Origin of the sequence: Nostoc sp., from assembly GCF_036917775.1 — a bacterium.
Classification (GTDB): Bacteria; Cyanobacteriota; Cyanobacteriia; order Cyanobacteriales; family Nostocaceae; genus Nostoc.
In genome coordinates this window covers 42,843-64,978 of record NZ_JBALEQ010000025.1, presented here as the reverse complement: position 1 = coordinate 64,978, position 22,136 = coordinate 42,843, and the positions used below count along the sequence as shown (strand labels likewise).

Annotated in this window: 20 protein-coding genes and 1 pseudogene; 10 read left to right on the top strand and 11 right to left on the bottom strand. The window is 40.9% G+C overall.

Annotated elements, in window-relative coordinates; all coding sequences use genetic code 11:
* Nucleotides 1–114 precede the first annotated feature (114 nt).
* The 6 genes from V7K69_RS04690 (at nucleotide 115) to V7K69_RS04665 (ending at nucleotide 5,066) form a co-directional block, all read left to right on the top strand.
* Complete coding sequence (locus V7K69_RS04690) at nucleotides 115–264, top strand: hypothetical protein (RefSeq protein WP_335031877.1); 150 nt, start codon at nucleotides 115–117, stop codon at nucleotides 262–264.
* A gap of 174 nt (nucleotides 265–438) precedes the next feature.
* Entirely contained in the window at nucleotides 439–720 is a 282-nt protein-coding gene (locus V7K69_RS04685) for a peptidase (RefSeq protein WP_335031875.1), read from the top strand.
* On the top strand, nucleotides 720–1,142 hold the full coding sequence (locus V7K69_RS04680) for a cupredoxin domain-containing protein (RefSeq protein ID WP_335031873.1): 423 nt from the start codon (nucleotides 720–722) through the stop codon (nucleotides 1,140–1,142). Before V7K69_RS04685 ends, V7K69_RS04680 begins: the two co-directional genes overlap by 1 nt.
* Before the next feature lie 14 nt (nucleotides 1,143–1,156).
* The gene (locus tag V7K69_RS04675) at nucleotides 1,157–2,068 is read left to right on the top strand and encodes a metallophosphoesterase family protein (RefSeq protein WP_335031871.1); all 912 of its coding nucleotides are present in this window, start codon (nucleotides 1,157–1,159) and stop codon (nucleotides 2,066–2,068) included.
* A 108-nt stretch (nucleotides 2,069–2,176) separates the two neighbouring features.
* Nucleotides 2,177–2,458 (top strand): AAA-like domain-containing protein, encoded by a 282-nt coding sequence (locus V7K69_RS04670; protein ID WP_335031869.1) that lies wholly within the window; start codon nucleotides 2,177–2,179, stop codon nucleotides 2,456–2,458.
* Between the two features lie 352 nt (nucleotides 2,459–2,810).
* Entirely contained in the window at nucleotides 2,811–5,066 is a 2,256-nt protein-coding gene (locus V7K69_RS04665; protein WP_335031867.1) for a DUF1796 family putative cysteine peptidase, read from the top strand.
* Between the two features lie 32 nt (nucleotides 5,067–5,098).
* On the opposite strand, the gene V7K69_RS04660 is transcribed toward V7K69_RS04665, so the two are convergent.
* From V7K69_RS04660 to V7K69_RS04645, 4 genes are all read right to left on the bottom strand, one after another.
* On the bottom strand, nucleotides 5,099–5,839 hold the full coding sequence (locus V7K69_RS04660) for an alpha/beta fold hydrolase (protein WP_335031865.1): 741 nt from the start codon (nucleotides 5,837–5,839) through the stop codon (nucleotides 5,099–5,101).
* A gap of 102 nt (nucleotides 5,840–5,941) precedes the next feature.
* Nucleotides 5,942–7,423 carry an acyl-CoA synthetase gene (locus tag V7K69_RS04655; protein WP_335031863.1) on the bottom strand — a complete coding sequence of 494 codons (1,482 nt, stop codon included), beginning with the start codon at nucleotides 7,421–7,423 and terminating at the stop codon, nucleotides 5,942–5,944.
* Nucleotides 7,424–7,547: 124 nt separating this feature from the next.
* Nucleotides 7,548–8,528 (bottom strand): magnesium transporter CorA family protein, encoded by a 981-nt coding sequence (locus V7K69_RS04650; protein WP_335031861.1) that lies wholly within the window; start codon nucleotides 8,526–8,528, stop codon nucleotides 7,548–7,550.
* 452 nt (nucleotides 8,529–8,980) lie between these two features.
* A complete protein-coding gene (locus V7K69_RS04645; RefSeq protein ID WP_335031859.1) occupies nucleotides 8,981–11,038 on the bottom strand; it encodes a tetratricopeptide repeat protein in 2,058 nt (685 codons plus the stop codon).
* A 381-nt stretch (nucleotides 11,039–11,419) separates the two neighbouring features.
* Here V7K69_RS04645 and V7K69_RS04640 point away from each other — a divergent pair, with 381 nt between their 5' ends.
* On the top strand, nucleotides 11,420–12,292 hold the full coding sequence (locus V7K69_RS04640; protein ID WP_335031857.1) for a hypothetical protein: 873 nt from the start codon (nucleotides 11,420–11,422) through the stop codon (nucleotides 12,290–12,292).
* A gap of 28 nt (nucleotides 12,293–12,320) precedes the next feature.
* Here the strand turns inward: V7K69_RS04640 and V7K69_RS04635 are convergent, their stop codons facing one another.
* Both V7K69_RS04635 and V7K69_RS04630 read right to left on the bottom strand, forming a co-directional pair.
* Nucleotides 12,321–14,201 carry an aspartate kinase gene (locus tag V7K69_RS04635; RefSeq protein ID WP_335031855.1) on the bottom strand — a complete coding sequence of 627 codons (1,881 nt, stop codon included), beginning with the start codon at nucleotides 14,199–14,201 and terminating at the stop codon, nucleotides 12,321–12,323.
* A gap of 122 nt (nucleotides 14,202–14,323) precedes the next feature.
* Nucleotides 14,324–14,893, bottom strand: a complete 570-nt coding sequence (locus V7K69_RS04630) for a Uma2 family endonuclease (RefSeq protein ID WP_335031853.1) — start codon at nucleotides 14,891–14,893, stop codon at nucleotides 14,324–14,326.
* A 97-nt stretch (nucleotides 14,894–14,990) separates the two neighbouring features.
* On the opposite strand from V7K69_RS04630, the gene V7K69_RS04625 reads away from it, so the two are divergent.
* Nucleotides 14,991–15,236, top strand: a complete 246-nt coding sequence (locus V7K69_RS04625; RefSeq protein ID WP_114083907.1) for an AbrB/MazE/SpoVT family DNA-binding domain-containing protein — start codon at nucleotides 14,991–14,993, stop codon at nucleotides 15,234–15,236.
* A 764-nt stretch (nucleotides 15,237–16,000) separates the two neighbouring features.
* On the opposite strand, the pseudogene V7K69_RS04620 reads toward V7K69_RS04625, so the two are convergent.
* The 5 genes and pseudogenes from V7K69_RS04620 to V7K69_RS04600 form a co-directional block, all read right to left on the bottom strand.
* Nucleotides 16,001–16,138 (bottom strand): annotated as a pseudogene (locus V7K69_RS04620) (IS5/IS1182 family transposase); the annotation flags it as partial.
* Nucleotides 16,139–16,373: 235 nt separating this feature from the next.
* Nucleotides 16,374–16,862: an ankyrin repeat domain-containing protein gene (locus V7K69_RS04615; protein WP_179069824.1), complete on the bottom strand. Its 489-nt coding sequence runs from the start codon at nucleotides 16,860–16,862 to the stop codon at nucleotides 16,374–16,376.
* Nucleotides 16,863–17,156: 294 nt separating this feature from the next.
* Nucleotides 17,157–17,816, bottom strand: coding sequence for a helix-turn-helix domain-containing protein (locus V7K69_RS04610; protein ID WP_179070043.1), 660 nt, complete (start codon nucleotides 17,814–17,816; stop codon nucleotides 17,157–17,159).
* A 180-nt stretch (nucleotides 17,817–17,996) separates the two neighbouring features.
* Nucleotides 17,997–18,563: a hypothetical protein gene (locus V7K69_RS04605; protein WP_335031851.1), complete on the bottom strand. Its 567-nt coding sequence runs from the start codon at nucleotides 18,561–18,563 to the stop codon at nucleotides 17,997–17,999.
* A gap of 1,439 nt (nucleotides 18,564–20,002) precedes the next feature.
* The gene (locus V7K69_RS04600) at nucleotides 20,003–20,185 is read right to left on the bottom strand and encodes a hypothetical protein (RefSeq protein WP_335031849.1); all 183 of its coding nucleotides are present in this window, start codon (nucleotides 20,183–20,185) and stop codon (nucleotides 20,003–20,005) included.
* 227 nt (nucleotides 20,186–20,412) lie between these two features.
* Between V7K69_RS04600 and V7K69_RS04595 the strand changes: the two genes are divergently transcribed.
* Both V7K69_RS04595 and V7K69_RS04590 read left to right on the top strand, forming a co-directional pair.
* Nucleotides 20,413–21,261, top strand: coding sequence for a hypothetical protein (locus V7K69_RS04595; RefSeq protein ID WP_335031847.1), 849 nt, complete (start codon nucleotides 20,413–20,415; stop codon nucleotides 21,259–21,261).
* 99 nt (nucleotides 21,262–21,360) lie between these two features.
* A complete protein-coding gene (locus V7K69_RS04590; RefSeq protein WP_335031846.1) occupies nucleotides 21,361–21,573 on the top strand; it encodes a hypothetical protein in 213 nt (70 codons plus the stop codon).
* Nucleotides 21,574–22,136 lie beyond the last annotated feature (563 nt).

Below are 22,136 nucleotides of genomic sequence, written 5' to 3'. Positions count from 1 at the left end.
TTTTATCGTACAGAGTAACTAATTTAAGATGATTGCATTTACGGGCTACAGCCTAGCCACACAAGGGCTTTAACTGTTTTCGGAGATGTCTAAGGTATTCCCAGCAATGGGGTCTTGATTGAGGCGATCGCGTCTGGATCAATTACGGCTCAAGATATTATTCAAGCTGCTGTCAAAACGAATCGATTACCTGAGCAAACGCTAAACGATCAAGGCTATCGCCATAACCTTGAAGAGCAACTGAAAGGATTTACGGAAGACTAAAAAACTGGCGTTGCTGAATCACTCATGACTCAGGTGTGAAACAACGCCGCGATTCAAATCCGATGGGAAAGCATTCGGGCATTCATTTTACCGTCCTTTCCAGCACTTGATTACCCAATGCTTTACCTCTACCGATCAAATGTTGATGAATATCCTTACAAGAATACTCAAACGATGAAAAACACACTTCGCAAGTACCATCGACTAATTGCCACACTCTTTTGTTTGCCGTTACTGTTTACTGCTGTGACTGGCTGCTTCGTTGCGATCGCCGACAAATGGTTGCATCAAGAAGAGCTTGCTGCATTTTTAATCACTATTCACACCTTCCAAATCTTCAAACTCGATGCTATTGTGCCAGTTTTGAATGGGCTAGGTCTGATTGGCTTAGTGGCTACCGGACTCTCAATGACCGGACTGTTTCGTCATCAACCAAAGCGAATGGGAGGACGCTGATGAAATACATTTCTTATTTTTTCATAGCGATCGCCAGTGCTTTCTTGGTCATCCTGTTGTCGTTGTCATCCTGTAGTCCGAACCATAAGGCAATGACTAGCCATAGCCAACCAATGGTGATGAAACAACCCAAGTCCCAACCCCAAACTAACCAACAAACTGCCGATGCTACAGTCAAAATTCGTAATTTCAAATTTGAGCCAGCGAATTTGGCGATCGCTGTTGGTAAAACTGTTCAATTTCTCAATGTCGATGAAGAACCTCACACGGCTACAGCTACGGATGGTACTTTCAACTCTAAAGCACTAGATACCAATCAAACCTGGAACTACACCGCTACTAAACCGGGTATCTATCCCTATATTTGCTCAGTTCATCCCTTTATGAAAGGGACGTTGACGGTAAAACAAGAGAAAAATTAACCAGAGGAATACCAATGCAACGCAGAAAATTTATTGAACACGTAGGCTGGACAGGACTCGGCATTATGTGGACTGTTGGCGCAAATGGCTTATTGACTGCTTGTCAGGTAGGAGAACCAAATGCTCAAAAATCATCCACGACTTTACCGTTTTCCTTCGTTCAAATTAGCGATACGCACATCGGTTTCAAAAAACCTGCAAATGAAAATGTAACCGATACGCTCCAGAAAACGATCAATGCAATCAATGCTTTACCCACTCCACCCGCCTTTGTCATTCACACCGGAGACATCTCCCATTTGTCTAAACCAGAAGAATTTGATCAGGCCAAACAACTGCTTTCTCAATTGAAAGTCCCACTGTTTACCCTACCAGGAGAACACGATACAATTGGCGATCGCGGCAAAGCCTACGAAGAAGCCTTTAACCGAAAGGATGTCAAAGAAGGCTTACAAGTTTGGGATCAGGCGGGAATCCACTTTGTCTCTTTAACTAATGTCCTAGACTTTGGGGCAACTGGTACGGGGAAACTGGGTCAGGCGCAATTGGACTACCTGGCAAAAGATTTAGCAGCGCAGAAACAGGATAAGCCTCTAGTTATTTTCAGCCATATTCCCCTGTATGATCTTTATCCGAAATGGGGATGGGCAACTGCCGATTCGGCAAAGTTGTTTTCACTGCTATCTCGTTTTGCGTCGGTGACAGTGTTAACGGGACACATCCATCAAGTAATTGAGCATAGCGAAGGCAATATTCGCTTCCACACTGCTGCGGCGACTGCTTACCCCCTCCCCGCTCCAGGTCACGGCGATCAACCTGCTCCCGTCAAACTGCCCGAAAATAATCTCTTAGCGGTACTTGGATTTCGCACAGTTGAAATAGTTTCCCTTAAAGATACTATAGTTGACCAACATGCTCTCTTGTAGAAAGATACTTTAATGAATGGCACTAAGAAAAGCGCTAACGCTTGATATTACTGCTTTTGGGGTGTGGGGTCTAGGGTGAAGGGTATGGACAATTAAGAATGTCTTGAAATGCTTGACGTACTCGCATTTAATTGTCTGAAACACACGAAGCTGCAACCCTACCCCCAACAAGATAGCCCTGACACGGGTTGCACATATTTCCGAGCGCGCTATCCCGATTTATTGCCATCGTTTATAGAAATCGTCAGACAGTCAAGTCCTGTAGATTGTGAGGCTGTGCAAGGTTCCCAGTTGCACAAAATGGGATTAGTGCATCTGTACGATCTGAAGACAAGTCTCGCCTGCGAGTTATTTGTCCGTTTTTCTGCGATCGCATTTCTCATCTATTAAGTCTTGCTTAAGTAGAATAGATAGCGTTCACTACTAAGTACTGGCGTATTTCAGTGCTATTGAAGGGAAAATTTAACTTAATCTTATTCTTTTGTTGATTTGTTCTTAGTTGTACAAAGACTTTTAATACAATATAGTCTACTTGATTAAATATAAAATCTTCTATAAAAATTCGATTTTATCGTAAAAAACCTTTGCGGCTTATAGCTTTGGTTGGTTTTAATCATAGCTTCAATATACTTGACAATATCCATACCAGATTCTTAAAAATTCTATGTGATATTGTCAAAGTAGATTTAAATATTTCAGCCTGACTGTTTGGTATCGTACTCACGAAAACAGGATAAACTCTATGTATCGATTCCAGATCAGTGCATACACGCAAACAGGTGAATTCATCGGTCTGGTCGGTTCTACTCCAGAGTTGGGACTGTGGGACATTAAAAAATGTATCCACCTGCGTACAAGTGGCGATCGCTATCCTCTATGGTGGACAGATATTGAAATTCAAGAGTCAGGCGATCAACAGAGAGTTGAATATAAGTACGTCCGCCTCGATGCCAACGGCAATGCACGATGGGAGAGCTTACTAGATACAAACCGATGGATACCTATTGATTCTAAGGATCGTTCCAGCACAATTATTGTGGATGATGGTGCATTCGGTTATTTACAGCCTTACCCCTTTGGATACATTGAGAAATCAACTGTCAAGATGCCCGTGGAAGAAAGGGCTGAGAGACTCAAAATTGTGGTCATTGGCAGTTCCGTCGCATTAGGTCATAAAGCCTGGTTTTTGAAAGGTTGGGTCTGGTTGTTAGCACAGGCTTTAGAGCAAAAATATGGGCATCAACTGGTGAATGTATCGGAGGTAGGGGCGAATGTCAGCAGAACGATCGCTCGATTCCCCTGGTTTGTCACCCCAGAAAAACCAGATATTGTGATTATTGCCTTGTCTCTAGGCAATGAAGGGTTAGCTTACTGTCCCCCTCACGAGCGGCGAGCAGTACAGCGACGGTTTGAAAGTGGCTTGCAGCAGCTTGTGAAAATGACGCGGGACATTGGAGCCATTCCAATTCTGGGAGGAGTTTATCCTAATGGCGACTATTCTCAGGAACATTACTGGCTGCTCCGAGACACACACAACCGAATCCTAAGTTGGGACGTAACTGTACTAGATTGGTTGGCAGCCGTGGATGATGGACAAGGACGATGGAAAGCGGGGACATCCTTCGATCCGGCTCACCCGAACACGGTCGGTCATCGCCTGATGTATCAGCAGATCGACCAGCACTTATTCGACATTGACAAAGACGAATTGGCAAAAGAAAAACAACGCTTCCAGCAACCGAATGAATTTGCCATCTACTTTGACAATGCAGGCTTTCATATCTCTGTCTGTATCGAAGAGAAGCGTTTACGAATCGTTAATCCATCACAATACAGCTATACGATCGCTCCTTATTGGCAGGAACTACAAACTGCATTACAAAGTAGGGCAGGATTGATACCAGGTATTTATATTGGAAAGTCTGTCAAGCCAGGGACGCTCCCATTCTTTGCTGTGCAAGAAGATGGTGCGATCGCAACTACAGTAAATATCCCCCCTGGCGCAGACTTAGAATATAGCGCTGCCTTCAATCTTTTTTCGCCAAACAACTCACAAGTTTTGTTCTATGACGGGCATCTGGGGATTTTGCAAGCAGACGAACGCCACCTCTGGATAATCAACGAATCAGATAACGAGTACAACATCCAACCGATGTGGACGGAAGTTTGCAACGCCCTTAAAGCCATGCCATCAGGTGTTTATGAAGATCCGCTTCATCCTGACATTCCCTTTCGTACCATGATGATTGGCAAAGATGGGCTAGAAAGCCGGGTGAAAGCACCACCTAAGTCTGCGGTGTTTTTCCAATACAAATGTCAGTTATCGGATATCAGCCGTGTGGCAATTCTTCCCCTTGGCGATCGCTGTGCCGTTCGCATGATGCTGTATAAAATGGAGTACGACGGCCCTGCTTTTCCCTTTGATCTAACGCGCACAACTAATATTGGAGATGTTGCGGATGCGATCGAAAACGGTTTTTATGATATGTGGAATCCTGCCTTGCTGCACTACAGCTCCGATGCAGGAAGAATTTACCATAGTAAGTGGTCAGGTCTATCCTTTGCCCATGAAGTCGAGGAGACAGATGACCCCACGAACGATATGTCTCCCATCCATGAACGGATACGCGTTCGATACACAGCACGTTCTGAAAGGTTTTGGTACGCATTGCAGCACTGCGACAAAGTGCTTTTTGTTCGTACAGGAATTAGCGATCGCGGTGGTGTGATAGATTTAGTCAACAAGCTGCAAAAACAATGCCAGGGTAAGCCATTTCATCTCTTGCTTCTTTCTCCCCAAAGCGGTGATGAGTTTTTAGACCTTCCCAATGTGCTGCATTACAATGTCGAGTTTAATCCCGATCGTATGTATGACGATTTGGGACACTGGATGTATTGCACAGAGGTGATGCGAAGAATTCTGGAATCCCTTGGGGTATCTAGTAAAAACCTCTTTTGGTGTCCGCCTAAAATACCAAAGGTTACTTCAAAAGGGTAGAGAAAAGCGATCGCTCTTAACTGATCTACCGATCATTTAATTAATACTGAGGCAAGATGAGCAGGGCGAGACAAGTGTGGGCAATGTCCTCCAGGCAGTTCTATGGCTTCAACTCCCAAGCACTTACGTGCAGCGTAGCGTGACCATGCAGGAGAGATGATCAGGTCATCAGTACAAAAAATATATTTATACTCTACATTTGGTAAAGCCTTCAGAGGATTAACCTCAAAAATATATGCCATTGATTGCTGCGAACGTCTTTTTGAGAGTGCCCAACGCATTACATCCGGCTGACAATCTTGATAAAAAAATTCCATCAATACTGCTTCATCTGAAAAGTTTTTCCCAGCAGAAACAGGATTAAACATATAAGGTTCATCATCAAATTGTTTGAGTTGATCTGACTCTTTTGGTTCGTAATTTAATGATTTGAGGCTATCAGAATCGAGATGATGAGAAAATTGCTCAAGTGTACTAGTTCCTGGGTATGGAATAAGCGCGGTAAGGAATACCAGTTGACGTACTTGATGCACTTCTGCAACAAGGGGAATAACAGTACCAGCCATTGAGTGACCAACCAGGACAATATCATCATCAGTTTTTGGAAGCGCTTGCAAAACTACATCTGCAAATTGCGATAAACTTGCAGACGCATCTTCAATTGGCAAATCCATTGCTACTGTTTTGTGACCTTGCGCTTCTAAATAAGGAATTAACAAATCCCAACACCAAGCGCCTTGGAAAGCGCCATGAACTAGACAAAAAAGACTCATAGCTATATTTAAGTTTTTTAAATTGTGCTTATCTTCTACCTCACGTATTGCAGCATTGTCAACAAGCTGCGCGGCTAGCTTTGAAAAACAGGGACATTACTATTATTTAAATAGCTCAACCACCGTCGGCTTAATAACTTTCCCCATCGCATTGCGTGGTAATTCTTCAACTATCAAAATTTGGGTTGGCACTTTATAAACAGCCAATCGCTCTTTTGCCCAACTTCTGAAAGATTCTAATGTTAAAGGTTGTGACCCTTGCAATACTAATGCAGCACACACCCGTTCACCCCATTCTAAATCTGCAACCCCAACCACTGCACATTCTTGAATATCTGGATGCGATCGCAATACTTCTTCAATTTCCAAAGCTGAAACTTTATAGCCTCCGGTTTTGATAATATCTACACTCATCCGTCCCAGAATGCGGTAGCTACCGTTCTCAATCACGGCGGTATCTCCAGTACAAAACCAGCCATCTTGGAAGGCCTTAGCGGTTGCTTCGGGGTTTTGCCAATATTCAAGAAACACTCCGGGCCCTTTAACTTGGATCTCTCCTGGTGTTCCGGTTGGGACTAATCCGTTCTCATCTACTAATCTCACTTCAACTTCAGGCAAAGGCTTTCCTACATATCCAGGCAAACGTTCACCGTGTAAAGGGTTCGATAGCGCCATACCAATTTCAGTCATCCCATATCGCTCAAGCAGAAAATGGTCGCTAATAGTCTGCCACTTTTCTAAAACTTGAACTGGTAACGCTGCCGAGCCGGAAACCATCAGGCGCACCTTAGCACAGCCTTCTGACATACTTTTTTGGCGTTCCCTAGAGGCATTTTCCCAAGCGGTAATGAGCTTTACATAAATTGTTGGTACTGCCATAAATAGGGTTAAGTCACCATCACCAATTCGCCTCCAAACGGTTTCGGTGTCAAACTTGCTCAACAGATGACACTCCGCGCCAGCCCATAAAGCACAAGTCAGGACGTTAATAATTCCATGAATATGATGTAGTGGCAGTATATGTAAAATGCGATCGCTAGATGTCCATTCCCAAGCAGTGTTTAAGCTAGTAACTTGCGCTTGAATATTTTGATGAGTTGTAACCGCACCCTTGGGTTTACCTGTTGTACCGCTAGTGTAGAGAATTAAGGCGCGTCTTGTGATATCTACCTCTGGAAGACGAGCAATATCAGATGGAAGCGTTTCTGAGGTGAGGATAAATCGCAAATTGTGTGCTTCGGCGAGCGATCGCAGTATACCCTCAAAATTAGGATGAGCAACAATAATCGATGCTCCAGAATTGGTAATTACATACTCCAATTCTGGGCGCGGGTGGGAAACACACAGAGGTACAGCTATGCCACCAGCACGCCAAATCCCCCATTGAGTAGCTACATACTCAAACCCAGGTGGGATGAGAAAGGCGACTCGCTGCTCTTGTAAATCTTCTGTATTCTGAAGAAGATTTGTTGCTATTTGACTAGAAGTGTGGAGCAAATCCCGATAGGTAAATGATCCATCTGTTGTAACAATGGCTATTTTCTCGCTGTGTTCCTCAGCACGAATAATCAATGGTAGATTCATGTTTATTTACCGATTTAGGTTTAATGCAGTCTACTTACTGAAAATAATATATATAGTCATCCTATTTGCTTTAGATCCCCGACTTCTTGAAGAAGTCGGGGATCTTTTTATTGGTAACTTGATGTTACAACCAACGTTGTTTTTTAGCATAAGCAATACTACAAATCACAATTAAGATCATTACGCCGATTACAGCAGGGTAAGCCCAAGGTTGCTCTAATTCCGGCATATATTTGAAGTTCATACCATAGAAACCAGACATGAACGTAATTGGTAAGAATACGGTCGAGAGGATAGTCAGGCGATTAATTCGTTCACCGGTTTTGCTAGCAATATTATCACGTTGGATTTCCATTAATTCTGACATCCAGGCTCTCAAAGCTTGATATTCTTGCCATAATTTATCAACTTGATGAACCAATTCTTCTTTGAATAGCTCTTTTACAGGCTGGGTGAGCCATTGAAAATCATCGTAATCCATAATAGCCATAAGTGACTTAATACTTTGAAAATTACGCCGTCCTGAACGAGTAGATTGCCTCATAGTGGCAATTCTTTGGTACGTTGATTCATCACCTAAATCATCTAAGACTTCATCTTCTAAATCATCTAGCTTTCTAGAAATATAGTCAAAGACAATATGATAATTATTCAGAATCTCTTTAAAAATGAGATAAAAAACATAGTCAATTCCCCATTTTTTAATATCAAGAGGGCGCTTTTGTAAATTATTAGCTAAGATACTTAAAACTTTTAATTCAGTGATTTCAAACGTAATTATAAAATTACTTCCAACTACAATATTGCCACGTGCAACCTCAAATTCATGATTTTTTATTTGAGCAGTTAGAATTTCATAGCTGTCAAATAAACAATCTTCTACATCTTCATCAATTCCTAAAGGGGAATGGTTGAAAATCATGTTAACACGAGATGGATTGAGTTCAAAATGTTTGATAATTTTAGCCGTCCCGGTGCGATCGCGGAATTGAACACAGCGCAACCAAATATTCTGAGAAGCATCAATTCTTTTCAGTACTGTATCGACATCCCTATGAGTAAATATTTCCAGTTTATCTGGATAAAAAGTGAGGAGAATTAGCATATAGCCATCCTAATTGAGTCGTGAGAAAATACGGTGACTCATCTTGAGCGATAATTGATTTAACTACAACAACAGATAAAAGGTCAAAGTCTGCGATTTCTAATGTTAAATAGACATATTACAGTGATATTTTACCTCGGAAGCTCCCCCCAACTCACCTTAAAAGCCTTTCTCTAATTCCCTTCTTTTTAAGGAGAGTAAGGGAAACTCAAGCGGATTGGGGCATATTGGGCTAATAGTATAAGAGGATGTTTGAAAAGTCCTCTTCTCGGTAAAAAAACCTTTAGATCCCCCTAAATACCCCTTAAAAAGGGGGAATTTGACTCCGGGTTCCCCCCTTAAAAAGGGGGGTTAGGGGGGATCAATGAGTGCCAAAAATCACAGCTAACCACTTTTCAAACAACCTCTAAGATGGATCGTCATAACATGGGATGACAGTATTGAGTCATAGCTCAGTTTTTTTCCGTTTTCCCAGATTTAGGACGAGAAGTTTTCGCTGGCGCTGAATTATTTTGCAGAATTGCAATTTCTTTCTGTGCATCTTGATAACTATCTTTTTCGCCTTGCTGTTGGAATAGTTTTGCAGCTTTTTTAAAATCTGCGATCGCTCCCTGTTTATTTTTCTGCTTGGTGCGAATCACACCCCGGTTATAGTAGGCTAAGGCGTTGTTAGCATTAATTGCGATCGCTTGTGAATAATCTTGATTGGCAGCTTTTTTATTTCCAAGTTCAAGGTAGGCGTTACCACGATTGTTGTAAGCAGCTATATTATTAGGATCTAGTTTCAGAGCTTCGCTGTAATCTTCAATAGCGCCTTTATAATCTCCAAAAGAAAAGCGGTGAATACCTCTGTGAATATAAGCAGCAATAAATTTAGGGTCAATCTGTAAAATAGTATTGTAATCTTCAGTAGCTTCGACTTTATTTCCCAGATCGCTGAAAACATCACCTCGATTGAGATATGCTTCTATATATTTGGGATTAATGTTAATTGCATCTGTGTAATCTTTAAGGGCAGCATATTTTTGTTTATTAATAGATTGAGTTAAAGCCCTCTGATAATAAGCTTTGGCATCACTAGGATTAATCTTAATTACTTTATCAAAATCTTCGATTGCTGCTTGCTTTAGTCTCAGGCGACGGCGGATAATCCCACGCTGTAAGTAGGCTTCGGTATACTGAGGCTTGAGGGCAATTGCTTTACTAAAATCTCCAATTGCCCCTTTATTATCTTTCAATTGAATACGGGCTAACCCTCGCCCATAGTAAGCATAAGCATCATCCGAGTTTAACTTAATCGCTTGGGTATAGTCTGCGATCGCTTCTTTGTATTTGCCTAATTCCAAAAAAGCAAATCCTCGGTCAAAATAGGCATTACCATCTCGAGGATTGAGTAAAATGGCTTGACTAGAGTCTGCTTGCGCTTGCTCATAGTCTCCTAATCGATAGTAAGCATCGCCTCGCTTATTATAAGTTAAAGCATTTTTCGGATCTAATTCAATAACGTGATTGAAATCTTTAACTGCTCCTTCATAATTTCCTGCATCATATTTATCTAGCCCTTCTTGATATAATTCTTTTTGAGCATTATTTATAGGTTTTGGTGAACTTAAAAACCGCACTCCTACACCAAGTATGATTAAGCCAGCTATCCCAGCCAAAACTATTAATAATTTTTTAATCGGCTGTTTTTGCAGAACTTCAACATTTGTTAACTTTTTCAGGTCATCTAAAACTTCGGTTGCATACTGGTAGCGCTTACGATAATCTAAACGCACCATTTTATTAATAATTTTTACTAGCTTTTTGCTGATTTTTATATTTTTGTTATACCAAAGGATTTCACCAGTCAGGCGATTTTTTTGATTTTGCAAATTAGATACTTCGTTTGCAGATAAACCTAAAAGTGCTGCGATCGCAACCATACCTAAAGCATATATATCACTGTTATATTTAAGATTGCCGTTAACTTGTTCTATAGGCATATATTCGAGATTTTCAGCATTATTAGTGATGGCTTCATTAAAATTACTAAAATCAACCAAAACTAATTTTTGATCTGACTCTCGGCGAATAATGTTTGCTGGTTTAATATTCCGGTGAATAACACCTAAGCTATGTACAATCACCAAAATTTCTAATATCTCTGATAAAAGATAAATTATTTGGTCTTCCCTCAGAGTTTGTCCCTGGATAATTTCCTCAGTAAAAGGATTACCAGGGATGAATTCTTGGACTATATAGAATTCTTCGTTTTCTTCAAAATAAGCAATTAGCTTCTGAATTTGGTTGTGTTCCTGCCCTAGTTTTTCTAAAGTTTCTGCTTTACTGGCAAACAAGCGCGGCAGGATAGTTAAAGCTTGAGAATTGCCGCTAGGACTACGTAACTGCTTGACTACAAATTGGCTCTCAGGAAGACTCTCATCTTCAACTAGATAGGTTTTTGCCTTTTCCCCATCATTCAGAACTTTTAGTATTCGGTAACGTCCATTTAGTAAATGAATAGGCATCAATATAAATATAGTCTTATAAATTGTTTGATTATAGCTTACGTGTTATTACTGGTAACTATTTTTTTGAAAAAATATTTAATCAAAACAAATCAACGTCATTGTGGCAGGTAAAAGTATTAATTACTAGCTACTGCTGCATATTGCTAGTAATATTTCTTTTTATTAAAAGAATGTTATTGATTTAGTACGGTTATATATTAACAGACTTAAGTAAAATTTGTGAGTTCAACGAGGCTTGGGAAAAAAGTTAATCCGTAGGGGGGATACTTTGATTGGAACTATTCAGCAATCACACTCATGACACATAAGCCTCAAATAGGGTAAAAAAATAGCAGTTTTAATTATGTATAACCCGATATAACATATAAGAAATAGAAAATGAACGTATTTGGCCGAAAAAAAGCCTTGGTAGCTACTGCGAAGCGTCAATTCCTCAAAGCGCTCAATGACCGTAATATCACTGCTATTAATAGCTTAGTTGTAGAGTTACAAAGCATTTTGGGAGCGGAAAAGTTAACTGATTTGATTGTTAATGAGGTAATGGTTGAATGCGATGCTGACAGCCACAGTTGGTTTTGTCAAATTTTTCTTGGACAAGCCCAATATGAACGGATGGAGGGAAAAGCTCAAAGTAACGTCTTTAAAATTCTAGTGAGTAAAGGTTTGGAACCGGGCAAAGACTTTAGTTTTGGGCCCGATCGCAATATTATTATAGGCGATCGCGCCAAGCAAGTCTTAATCAGCGAAGTACCCCAGGAGCGTCAGGCAGCATTTGAGGCACAGTTAGAATCCTCGCTAGTTTTAGATCCAATTACCACCATCGAACAGCAGTTAGGGTGTGCATTTTTTACCAATTTGACTGAGATTGCCATTCAACAAATGGAGTTACTGAGTAATTCTCAAGCGGCTACTTATCTAGGAGTGCTAGTGGCTGGATTAGTATCGCGTCATCCTCAACTTCAGGATGTGGATTTTCCCACACGATTTATTGTCAATGCTCTTCAAGGACTGTCGCAAGAACGAGCAATGGAAATTTTGAACGATCCAGAGACAAATCCCCAGTTCGATGAAATGATTATTTTTGAGCATTTATTAGCAGCAATGGGAGATAAAGAATATCACCACATTGCTGAAGAAGAGGGTGGTATCAGTCTTGAACAACTTAAAAAACTTGATTTAGTTTGGTGTGGTGAACGTCGGCTTTCAGAAATAGTAGCCATGATGGAAAAATGGCATTTCAAAGATAGATAATCAGCAATTTAAAATTTAAACTTTAGTTCTACGCTGGCACTACAACTTTCTCACTACCAGCTAGTCCAAAAGCGGCATGAATGGCTTGCAAAGCTTTAACACCTTGCTCTTGTGCTACAACACAACTAATTTTTATTTCTGAGGTAGCAATCATTTGAATATTAATTTGGTGCTGGGCCAGCGCTTCAAACATTTTGGCAGCAACACCTGGTTGTCCCACCATACCTGCACCAACAATACTCACTTTAGCGATCGCACTATCTAAAACAACTTCACCCCATCCTAACTCTGCCGCTACTTGAGTAAGCATTTTTTTGGCATTTTCCCCATCTATCCGCGAAACTGTAAAGGCAATATCTCTTCTGGGAACACCATCAATTACCCGACAGCGCTGAGATTGAATAATCATATCAACGCTGATATTATGTTGTGCTAATAATCCAAATAACTTTGCCGCCATCCCTGGACGATCTGGTAATTGGCGAATCGCAAGACGCGCTTGATTCAAATCTAAAGCAACACCGCGAACTGGGGGAGATAAGGGAGAGGGGGGAGAGGGGGGAGACAAGGGAGAGGGGGGAGAATTTTCTTCAATGATTCTTCCTTGTCCTCCTTGTCTCCCTTGTCCCCTTGTCCCCTCTTCCCCTGCCTCTATTTCAAAAGCAGTACGGAGTGCTAAGACGGCGCGATCGCATTCGGCAGCATCGACTACGCAACTTACTTTCACTTCGCTGGTGGAAATCATTTGAATATTCACGCCAGCTTCGGCTAAGGTGGCGAACATTTTTGCAGCCACACCGGGACGGCCAATCATTCCTGCGCCAGCGATGCTGACTTTGGCAATGTTATGTTCTAGCATTACCTCGGCTTCATCAGATTTGGGGTTAGATGGATTTCTCAGTGCTGGGGCGATCGCTGCGGCTACTGCTTCTGCCCGTTTTAAGATTGGGGTGGTGACAGTAAAGGCAATGTCATTACTGTTACCTTCATGAATTGATTGAATAATCAAATCTACATCTACTTTTTGTCGGGAAATTTCGCCAAACAACCTTGCTGCTACACCTGGTTTATCGGGTACACGCAACAATGCTACCTTTGCTTGGTCGGTGTCAAATTCTACAGCATCCACCGGACGGGCAATTTCTAGATTGATTAGCGATCGCCCTTGGGGTTTGGCTGATGTTACCCAAGTACCTGGTTGATCTGTCCAGCTAGACCTAACTACCAGGGGAACACCATAGTTACGAGCAATTTCTACAGCACGGGGATGCAACACTTTTGCGCCCAAGCTAGCTAGTTCCAACATTTCATCGCAGGTGATGTCATCCATCAACTGGGCTTCGGCGACTAAGCGGGGGTCTGTAGTTAGAATCCCTGGAACATCTGTATAAATTTCACAAAAGTTAGCTCTTAATGCGGCTGCGATCGCCACTGCTGATGTGTCAGAACCACCGCGCCCCAAAGTTGTAATTTCCATCTCTCCGGCGCTGGATGTGCCTTGGAACCCAGCTACAACAACTACTTTACCTGCATTTATGTGGCGACAAAGGCGAGTAGTGTCAATATGCAAAATCCGAGCGCGGCTGTGTTCAGCTTCGGTAACAATTCCTACCTGAGCGCCAGTCATAGAAATTGCTGGTTGTCCGAGTTCCTGCAAAGCCATGCTGAGTAAGGCGATGGTTACTTGTTCGCCTGTTGAAAGCAGCATATCCATTTCCCGGCGGTTAGGATTGGAAGAAATTTCATTAGCTAGTTTGACGAGTCCATCGGTGGTTTTGCCCATTGCCGAAACCACTACTACCAAAGAGTTTCCAGCTTGGACAGTTTTATAAACACGCTGTGCGACAGCTTGAATGCGTTCCACTGAACCGACAGATGTACCACCGTATTTCTGAACTATGAGCGCCATAACTTTTATGCAATCAATTGTGTCTGTTTTGCTCAATGCCTCCGCCGGGTTAGGAAGCCTTGAAGATATTAATAGATATTTAGTTTACTAAAAATTGTGTAGCATACCCAATCATCAGTTGATTATTCAAAAACCACATCTTCGTAAAGTGCTGCCATTGTTTCCTCAAAATCCACGCTGTTGAGTCGAAATGATAGATGTTCTGCTGTATAAGATTGTAAAACCCACAATCCTTGCTCATTGCGGCGAAAACACTCGACTCGCTGACGTTTTGTATTAATTAAAACATATTCTTGCAGACTTTCCAGTGTTTGATAATCGGCAAATTTATCTCCTCGGTCAAAGGCTTCGGTAGAATTAGATAAAACTTCGACAATTAAACAGGGAAATCTTTTATAACCCGGCGTTTCTTGATCTCGTTGATCGCAAGTAACCATCACATCGGGATAATAAAAGCGATTCAGAGATTCAATTCGGGCTTTCATGTCAGCGATGTAAACACGACAACCAGAGCCGCGCACATGATTACGGAGGAGAGATGCCAGGTTAAGAGCAATGGTAACGTGTGCATCTAGCGCTCCAGCCATTGCATAGATATAGCCGTCTATATATTCATGCTTGATATCGCTCTGTTCCTCCATTTGGAGGTATTCTTCAGCAGTGAGGTAGTTTTGTTGGGGCGAGGCAATCATATTTTAAAGGTTTTATTGTGCCGATTTACTTGTGGCGATGCGTTAGGTGCAGTAGACTTTATAATCAAGTAAGGAACTTATGTAAGGAACGTGGATAATGGCTAGTGCTACCATCACCACTAAAGGGCAAGTAACTATTCCTAAAGAAATTAGGGATTATCTTAACCTTGATACAGGTAGTAAGGTTGATTTTGTCATTGATGAAAATGGAATAGTTAAATTAATTCCCCTGAATATTTCTATCAAAAGTTTATCAGGGATTTTACACCGTCCGGGAATGAAAAGCGCAACTTTAGAAGAAATGGAAACTGCAATTAAAGAAGGCTCAAGTGATTGGACTTGATACAAATATTTTAGTGCGCTACTTGACAAAAGATGATGAAAAGCAGTGGGAGCAAGCTGCTGAAATTATCGAAGGGTGAGAGCAATGTTTTGTTGCTAATATATAGGATTACTATTTGATTTTTGAACGAAATTAGGTATTGTAGAGTGTGTTAGAACGGAGTTCGTAACGCACTAGGATCACGGGTTTGATGCGTTACGCTGTCGCTAACACATCCTACGTATATTTTCAGAAATCAAACCGGATTCCTATAGTTCTTTGTGAATTGGTTTGGGTTTTATGGAGTAATACTTATCAATTTAGTAGGGAAGAAATTAGTAACACTATCGAATTAATGGTGAAATGTTCGGTATTTGAGCTAGAAAATCGCTCTGTTAGTTTATCAAGCATTACAAAGATTTAAGCAGGGAAGTGCAGATTTTTCTAATTATTTAATTGGGGCGATTGCTCAAGATTATGGTTGTAATTCAACTGTGACATTTGACAGAAAGTTGAGAAGTGAAAAGGGATTTGATTTATTTGAGTAGTGGTTATATAGCGATGTCTACGACGGGCTACGCCTACGCTCTCCATCATTTACAACCACATAAATGCGATCGCCTGTAAATTTACACTTCTTTTTTAGAGCATCGCCAGCTTTCGGCTTAATGATATACCAAAATGAATGCGTGAATTACTTAAATGAGTAAGCAAACTGGAGTTTGAGAAAGTAAAAGCTTATTTATTTTAAGCTATTGATAAATAGACCTCTTGCAAAATTACTTTTATGTTAGATTAGAAGACTGGCATTTTGGAATTGCTAAATTTAACTCATAGTTATAAATTGCTGCTAGTAAGTTACAACGCAGACCATAACGACGACGGCTATTACGATATGTATCACCAAAAATCTTAAAAATTTTCTAACCTATTTATGTTCTCAAAATTTTCCTGACTGATCTCGAGTCAACACAGTTGGGAGCAATGCGATTTTGTGGGATGATTCCAAATTGAGTGCGATTGCTAATGTCCACACAGAGATAAAAAGTAATTGCTTCTTGCGTTTTTTTTATGATAAACAGGATTTACGCAATTGGCACAGGGCGATCGCAAATTATTAGTACTAATGTACTATATTAAAGGCAGAAGGTTTGAGATTCAAGCATAGTCCGCTTCATACTTAGAAATGATGGCAACAATCTCTTTACACCCACTTTTTTTGGCAATATCTAAAGGAGTGTCTCCATTCTTGCCTTTGATATCTAACCTAGCACCTGCGTTTAGGAGAAGACTAACTCCTTCAATATTGTTCTGCCAAACCGCATCGTGTAAAGCAGTGTATCCATTATAAGGGCCCTGAGCGTCTATATTAATCCCATATTGAATTAGAATTTTCATGACTTCTGGATGCCTCAAATAGGCAGAAGCATGGAGTGCAGTGGCCTTCATATTTGAGTCAACCGCGTGAATATCAGCACCAGCGTCAAGGAGTAGTTTCACCATTTCTGATTGACCGTTAGCAGAACTGACGAGCAAGAGGCTATTTCCACTGCTATCTATTTGGTTAACGTTTACGCCAGCTTCAATTAATTTTTTAGCGTCTTTAAGGTTGTTATTAATTACGGCAACAATTAAATTAGTACTCATATTTGTAGCATTAAGAAATAAAGGCTGTTTTTAAAACAATTTCAGTAAGTCAACTTAAGCCCCGGCGAATAGAATTCGCGGCTACACAGGCTTAGTCCGCGTAGGCGGACTAACGGAAAATCAAGGTTTTGAAACCCACGGAGGTGGGTTTTGTTTGTGTAGACGCGGTTTCTAACCGCCAGTTTAATGTTAAGTTGACACCAATGGGCAGTGCCGTGCCCCTACACCAGGCAATATAATGTTGTACTTCTCTCTTAGTCTTGTTCAGAACTAAAATAGGAGTCCTATATATTCTCAAGTTGATACCAAGGTAATTTGTATCGAACCATTGTCTATTTTTGCAACAGAACCATTTTGACTTTTTAACATAAGTACTTCATCAGCTAGGGTATTCTTATTAAAAATTGCAGCAATCTCTTGGATACAAGACTGCAATCGTTGAGCTTCTGCAAAAGTGACAGTTGTGGGTTCTTGGTTGATTAATTCAGTTGAACTTGCCTTTTGTGGGACTCTTTCCCATCGCGGGATACTCTTGCTCCGATGGCATCTTCGCCATGTTTGCGGGGTTGTATTGTGGAGCCGGAGAAACTGGCGGCCGAAATGGCGTCTATCCAAATAGCCCACTGCTTCAGCAATTTGCTCCACCGACTGGTCTGTTTCGAGAAGCAGACGGCGTGCCTCTACCATACGACGCTCAACAATCCAACAGAGCACGGTTTTTCCAGTCTCTCGCCGTACAAGGTCAGTGAGATACGCAGGGGAACGACTAACTGCCTCAGCTACTTCTCTAAGACTAATTGAATTCTGATAATTTGTTTCAATAAACCGAAAAACATGGTTTAGCAAAGGTTGGGACTGAAGCAAGAACTTTTCAAAACTTGTCAGTATCGCTGTATTAATAGCGATGTTAAGGTTACAAGAGTCAATGTCATTTAATAAGTAATTAGAGTCCATCACTTTAGCCTCGTTCATTGTATTAAATAGACTTCGATTTCATGTCAGATTATCTGAATTAGAGCAGACTATAAATATTTCTATGTTCAAGTCATTCATCAGTTAATTTCTACAATAATTTTTCTTAGTCTCATTCTCTTTTTACATTCATTTAGAACTCTTCACTGATAACTAATTGGGTTAAAGCCTAATCCAATACAGCAATTCCTGAGAGGCATAAACATCGCGATAAAAACTAAATTGTTCGCATTTTAAATAGCACGCACCTTGGTGTCCGCGTCGAAGCAAAGTTTCGTTTCCCTTGGCGATGACTTCGTTCGTTTCATCGTCAAAACAATTCCATTCAGAATAGACGACTTCGCCATTGAACATAACAATTGGCCAAGCTATTATTACACTTGGCTGGGCAAGAATCGCCCACCGATTTACTTCTCTGTTTGTCGCTGCGGTTCTGCCATAAAAAGGTCCATCAGCGCAGAGATAGACCAGAGTATTAGCATACTCACCTGCTAGAATGTCTCCCCGCCCTTGTCGTAGCGCTTCACAGTGGGTTGGCCACCAATCTTTATTTTCCTGTTCTACTTGCTCTAAACTGTATTCTAAAGTTATTTTAGGTAAAGTATCATCACGTAAAGAAAGATATATCTCTGCGTCTTTGAGTAGTTTTACTGCTAGTTCATTAGAAACTAGCTCCGGTTTAGAGTAATCTACTAACAGGTCATTGTAGTAGTTGGTTTGCTTCGTCATTTTAAGCCTTTACAATTTTAAACCAATTTTCTATGTGTATGCACCTAATCCTGAATGCCTATAATCCTTGTTTGATAAAAGTTTGGAGAACCTAGGTTTCTGTTAAACCTTAACTGGAATCGATATTAGGATGGGGTAGTTTTCACAAAGCTAGTTGTCAAACTAACGTTATCCAAAAATCTGTACATATAGCAGTCACCAAAATTAGAGGGAAAGTCCCCGTGCATTACTTGAGGGGTTTCACGCGATAAGTTAGTGCTAAGAGACCCTGAGAGTAAGTATTTATCTCAAAGTCTTTATGTGTAATTATCTATATCAAGATAGATTTTAACCAGTTAAGATAGAAAACTTAAGCGGAAAAGTTTGTGTTTTTGAATTGGATCTTAGGCAAAGTTCCAATGTAAGGGGATTTTAGCCGATAGTGAATGTAGATAACAGGTTTTGCTAACTTGGCTAAAATTTGCATCTCGCACCATTCTCAACCGACTCGTTATTTGACAGTAGTTTTCATGTTTTTAAACCAGACTCTTGGATTCCTCTCTACGTCTGGGCGCCTCTGCGTGTTAGTGAAGCGGGGCGTAGCCCGATAAAAAAGATGTGATTCATTTACCTGAAAACAGCTGTAAGTAATTTGCACAGGGACAATGGGCAAATTAATTGGGAATTGGGTAGTAAATCCCAATGGCACGCTCGTTAAGATGAAATCCTTGCTATGGCAGGATGCAATAATCTTTTGTACCAGCCTAAACAACCCTCAGAGAATATATTTTTATTTACCCTGTTCCCTAAAAGGGGGAAATTCAAAGCTCTCTCCTTGAAGAAGCTACGGTGTACACACAAGTCGAAAAAAGCTCAATTTCCCATTGTTCTCTCGTTCATCTGCTTTGCTAATGAAGTCTGAAATCGCGCTATTCCTTATGTATCAATCCTTTTAGGCTTTAATAGTACATTTGTGCAAATAACTTTAAATTTGAAAGAGAGAATGTCACAGGAAAAAATAACTTATCTTTATCTTAAGTTTCTTATCTTGAGTTGCAAAAGTTTTGTAAAGTTAGCAAACTTAACTGCAACAGGCATCTGTCAATCAACTACACAGAGGAGAGTGCGTAAGATGAGCAATCAGCAATGCTGCGAAATTTTTGATTCCTCTACATTGCCTCAGCATAAACTCCTTCCGTTGCAGATTGAGTCTGCTACCCAACGGTTTTGAGTATCAGCAAGGTACTTTGGCAGGATATGAGACATCAAATACATACTGTATGCAATCCATTTATAACTCATAAAACAAAAGCTTTCTGTTAGTTTTCCTAAACCTCTTACACAAATGAAGCTGCTTGTCAATCAGGCTTCTGTCAATATATAAATCCTAAGGGGATGGGATTTTTTCGCCATTTAAGTCATCTTTAACTACCTCTTTTCTTGCGAATGTCCAGCGAAACTCACAATTGGACATTGCATTTCTCAAAGAAAGTCAGCAAATTACCTATGTCTTGATAGCCAAGGCGGTGGTCAAGATGCTGGAAGACATAGAAATGCAATATCCATTTGGTCTTTAGCGAGGTGCGATGGCGTAACCGCCCTTTCCGGTGGCGATCGCATTCTTCTAGCACAAGCTGTAACACAGTTCAATTTAGTTACTTGACTGGCGATTTTTTGGAATTGTTGCTTAATAACGTCTAAAGTAGCTCAAACTTTTGTACAGTCTACATTTTAACCATTCAAAATCAATCGGCTTAAATGCTTACTGTCCTGGATTTTATGGGTTATTTAGCTTATTTAGCAACAACTCTATTATTACCACGAGTGACTTGCTCCAATTCTGTAGCAACCGTAAGTGAGGAAACGAACTATGGGTAATTACTTTTTAATTGATACTGAATCAGCGTGTTTCGTGCCTGACGAAACAGCGATCAACACTGCTAACTACACTCAAAGGCATCGACGTACTTCTGTTGGAAGTAGCGATCGCACTGCCTCAAATATGAGTCATGCAGAGAGGATGGCTGAAACTCAGAAGCTTTTAGATAGAGCGATCGCCGATGCTTGGTACACAGTCAAGAGCGATCGTAGACCACCAAAACTCACCCCTACACGTTGGGTATGGCGGCTTGCAGGTCTTTACCATCTGTGCCACCCCACACCTCGACTGATGGAAGAAGCCGCTCAAGGCTTTGCTTCAGTAAACCGCAAGAGTTTAGCACAATGGGCTGCCCAGAAAGCTAGAGAGGAAGCGGGTCACGATCAACTTGCTTTGCTCGATATCCAGTCGATGGGATATAAAGCCGAAGCTGTTGTGGAAGTACTTGTTCCCCCTGCTGCAAAGGCTTTGGTGGATCACTTTACTCAAAGCGTGCGGGACTCAGATCCAATCGATTGCGTTGGATATTCCTATACGGGGGAACGCCTAGCGATATGCAGAGGAGTGGAGTATATCCAGATGGTGGAGGCATTGTTACCACCGCGTACCAATGCTACCCGCTGCCTGCGCGTACACAGTGCTGTTGGCACCGATGTGGAGCATGTAAAGGAGACGATTGAGATGATTGCAGGGCTTACTCCTGAAGAGCGTGTCCGCGTGTCGAGAGCCTGTTACAAAGCAGCATTGTTGCGCTTTAGCCCACCCAAAGAACGCTACATATCAGATGAGGAAATTCAGAATGTTTTGAAACCACTAGAGCATATAAACAATCACAGGTAAGACTTGGTTATAAACTGCTCATGTAGTAACCGAAGAACCAAGGACAACTCGTCTAAAACACCTTTAACAGTAAACTCAAATATCTACAAGGAGAAGAAAATGAAAACTACAACAGCTACAGTTATCGATCAGCAATCAATGAAAACTACAACAGCTACAGTTATCGATCAGCAATTTTTGAGTCCTGATTCTTGCAGCCTCATTAAGAACAGCTTAGAGGTTTTGAATAACATGGAGATCGATTTGGAAAGCATCATGGTCAGGGAATTCGCGCGAGGATTGCCAAGCGACATTGACGGCAGTGATGTTTAGTTGTTGCTTACCTGTATATTTTTAGAAATCAGGTTTGAGTTAACACTTGATGTCCCTGATTGTCTAGTCACTATCAGGTGAGTGTTTAAGAAGCTTTGAGGCTGATTAAACAAACCTAACTACTGTGACAAATAGACAAGTCAGGGATTAACACTTATGATCTGATATTTCAGTCATATTTTGTGGTGAGTTTCTCTAGGGAGTGTAGTCTCTTCAGGTTTGGTATAACTAAATCTTTGTTAGTCTTCGGCTTTATCCTGTTTATTACATCCTTTTCTATTCTCTGAAGAAACACTTTTTACAAAGCTTATAAAGCTTTAAGCCAATTCCAACATATCTAAGTCTGCTTGTTTTATTTGCTGTACTACCGGGTCTTGTTTCCCCTTATGGCAAATTCAAAGTTCGTTTCCAAATGACCCCCTTTTTTTAAGTACCTGTCAAAACCTGTCAGGACTTAATTTTACGGAGCGTTCTTGTTCTAATTTTTGAGCATATCGCTGTTGCCTTTGTAGACACATTGTACGTATTTACTTATCTTTACATAGTTTGGTTTTTTCACCTCG

What these genes read in the sequence shown, in the direction of transcription:
- V7K69_RS04685 (WP_335031875.1), top strand. Translation starts at nt 439, where the DNA reads ATGAAAAACACACTTCGCAAGTACCATCGACTAATTGCCACACTCTTT.
- V7K69_RS04680 (WP_335031873.1), top strand. Translation starts at nt 720, where the DNA reads ATGAAATACATTTCTTATTTTTTCATAGCGATCGCCAGTGCTTTCTTG.
- V7K69_RS04675 (WP_335031871.1), top strand. Translation starts at nt 1,157, where the DNA reads ATGCAACGCAGAAAATTTATTGAACACGTAGGCTGGACAGGACTCGGC.
- V7K69_RS04670 (WP_335031869.1), top strand. Translation starts at nt 2,177, where the DNA reads ATGCTTGACGTACTCGCATTTAATTGTCTGAAACACACGAAGCTGCAA.
- V7K69_RS04665 (WP_335031867.1), top strand. Translation starts at nt 2,811, where the DNA reads ATGTATCGATTCCAGATCAGTGCATACACGCAAACAGGTGAATTCATC.
- V7K69_RS04660 (WP_335031865.1), bottom strand. Translation starts at nt 5,839, where the DNA reads ATGAGTCTTTTTTGTCTAGTTCATGGCGCTTTCCAAGGCGCTTGGTGT.
- V7K69_RS04655 (WP_335031863.1), bottom strand. Translation starts at nt 7,423, where the DNA reads ATGAATCTACCATTGATTATTCGTGCTGAGGAACACAGCGAGAAAATA.
- V7K69_RS04650 (WP_335031861.1), bottom strand. Translation starts at nt 8,528, where the DNA reads ATGCTAATTCTCCTCACTTTTTATCCAGATAAACTGGAAATATTTACT.
- V7K69_RS04645 (WP_335031859.1), bottom strand. Translation starts at nt 11,038, where the DNA reads ATGCCTATTCATTTACTAAATGGACGTTACCGAATACTAAAAGTTCTG.
- V7K69_RS04640 (WP_335031857.1), top strand. Translation starts at nt 11,420, where the DNA reads ATGAACGTATTTGGCCGAAAAAAAGCCTTGGTAGCTACTGCGAAGCGT.
- V7K69_RS04635 (WP_335031855.1), bottom strand. Translation starts at nt 14,201, where the DNA reads ATGGCGCTCATAGTTCAGAAATACGGTGGTACATCTGTCGGTTCAGTG.
- V7K69_RS04630 (WP_335031853.1), bottom strand. Translation starts at nt 14,893, where the DNA reads ATGATTGCCTCGCCCCAACAAAACTACCTCACTGCTGAAGAATACCTC.
- V7K69_RS04625 (WP_114083907.1), top strand. Translation starts at nt 14,991, where the DNA reads ATGGCTAGTGCTACCATCACCACTAAAGGGCAAGTAACTATTCCTAAA.
- V7K69_RS04615 (WP_179069824.1), bottom strand. Translation starts at nt 16,862, where the DNA reads ATGAGTACTAATTTAATTGTTGCCGTAATTAATAACAACCTTAAAGAC.
- V7K69_RS04610 (WP_179070043.1), bottom strand. Translation starts at nt 17,816, where the DNA reads ATGGACTCTAATTACTTATTAAATGACATTGACTCTTGTAACCTTAAC.
- V7K69_RS04605 (WP_335031851.1), bottom strand. Translation starts at nt 18,563, where the DNA reads ATGACGAAGCAAACCAACTACTACAATGACCTGTTAGTAGATTACTCT.
- V7K69_RS04595 (WP_335031847.1), top strand. Translation starts at nt 20,413, where the DNA reads ATGGGTAATTACTTTTTAATTGATACTGAATCAGCGTGTTTCGTGCCT.
- V7K69_RS04590 (WP_335031846.1), top strand. Translation starts at nt 21,361, where the DNA reads ATGAAAACTACAACAGCTACAGTTATCGATCAGCAATCAATGAAAACT.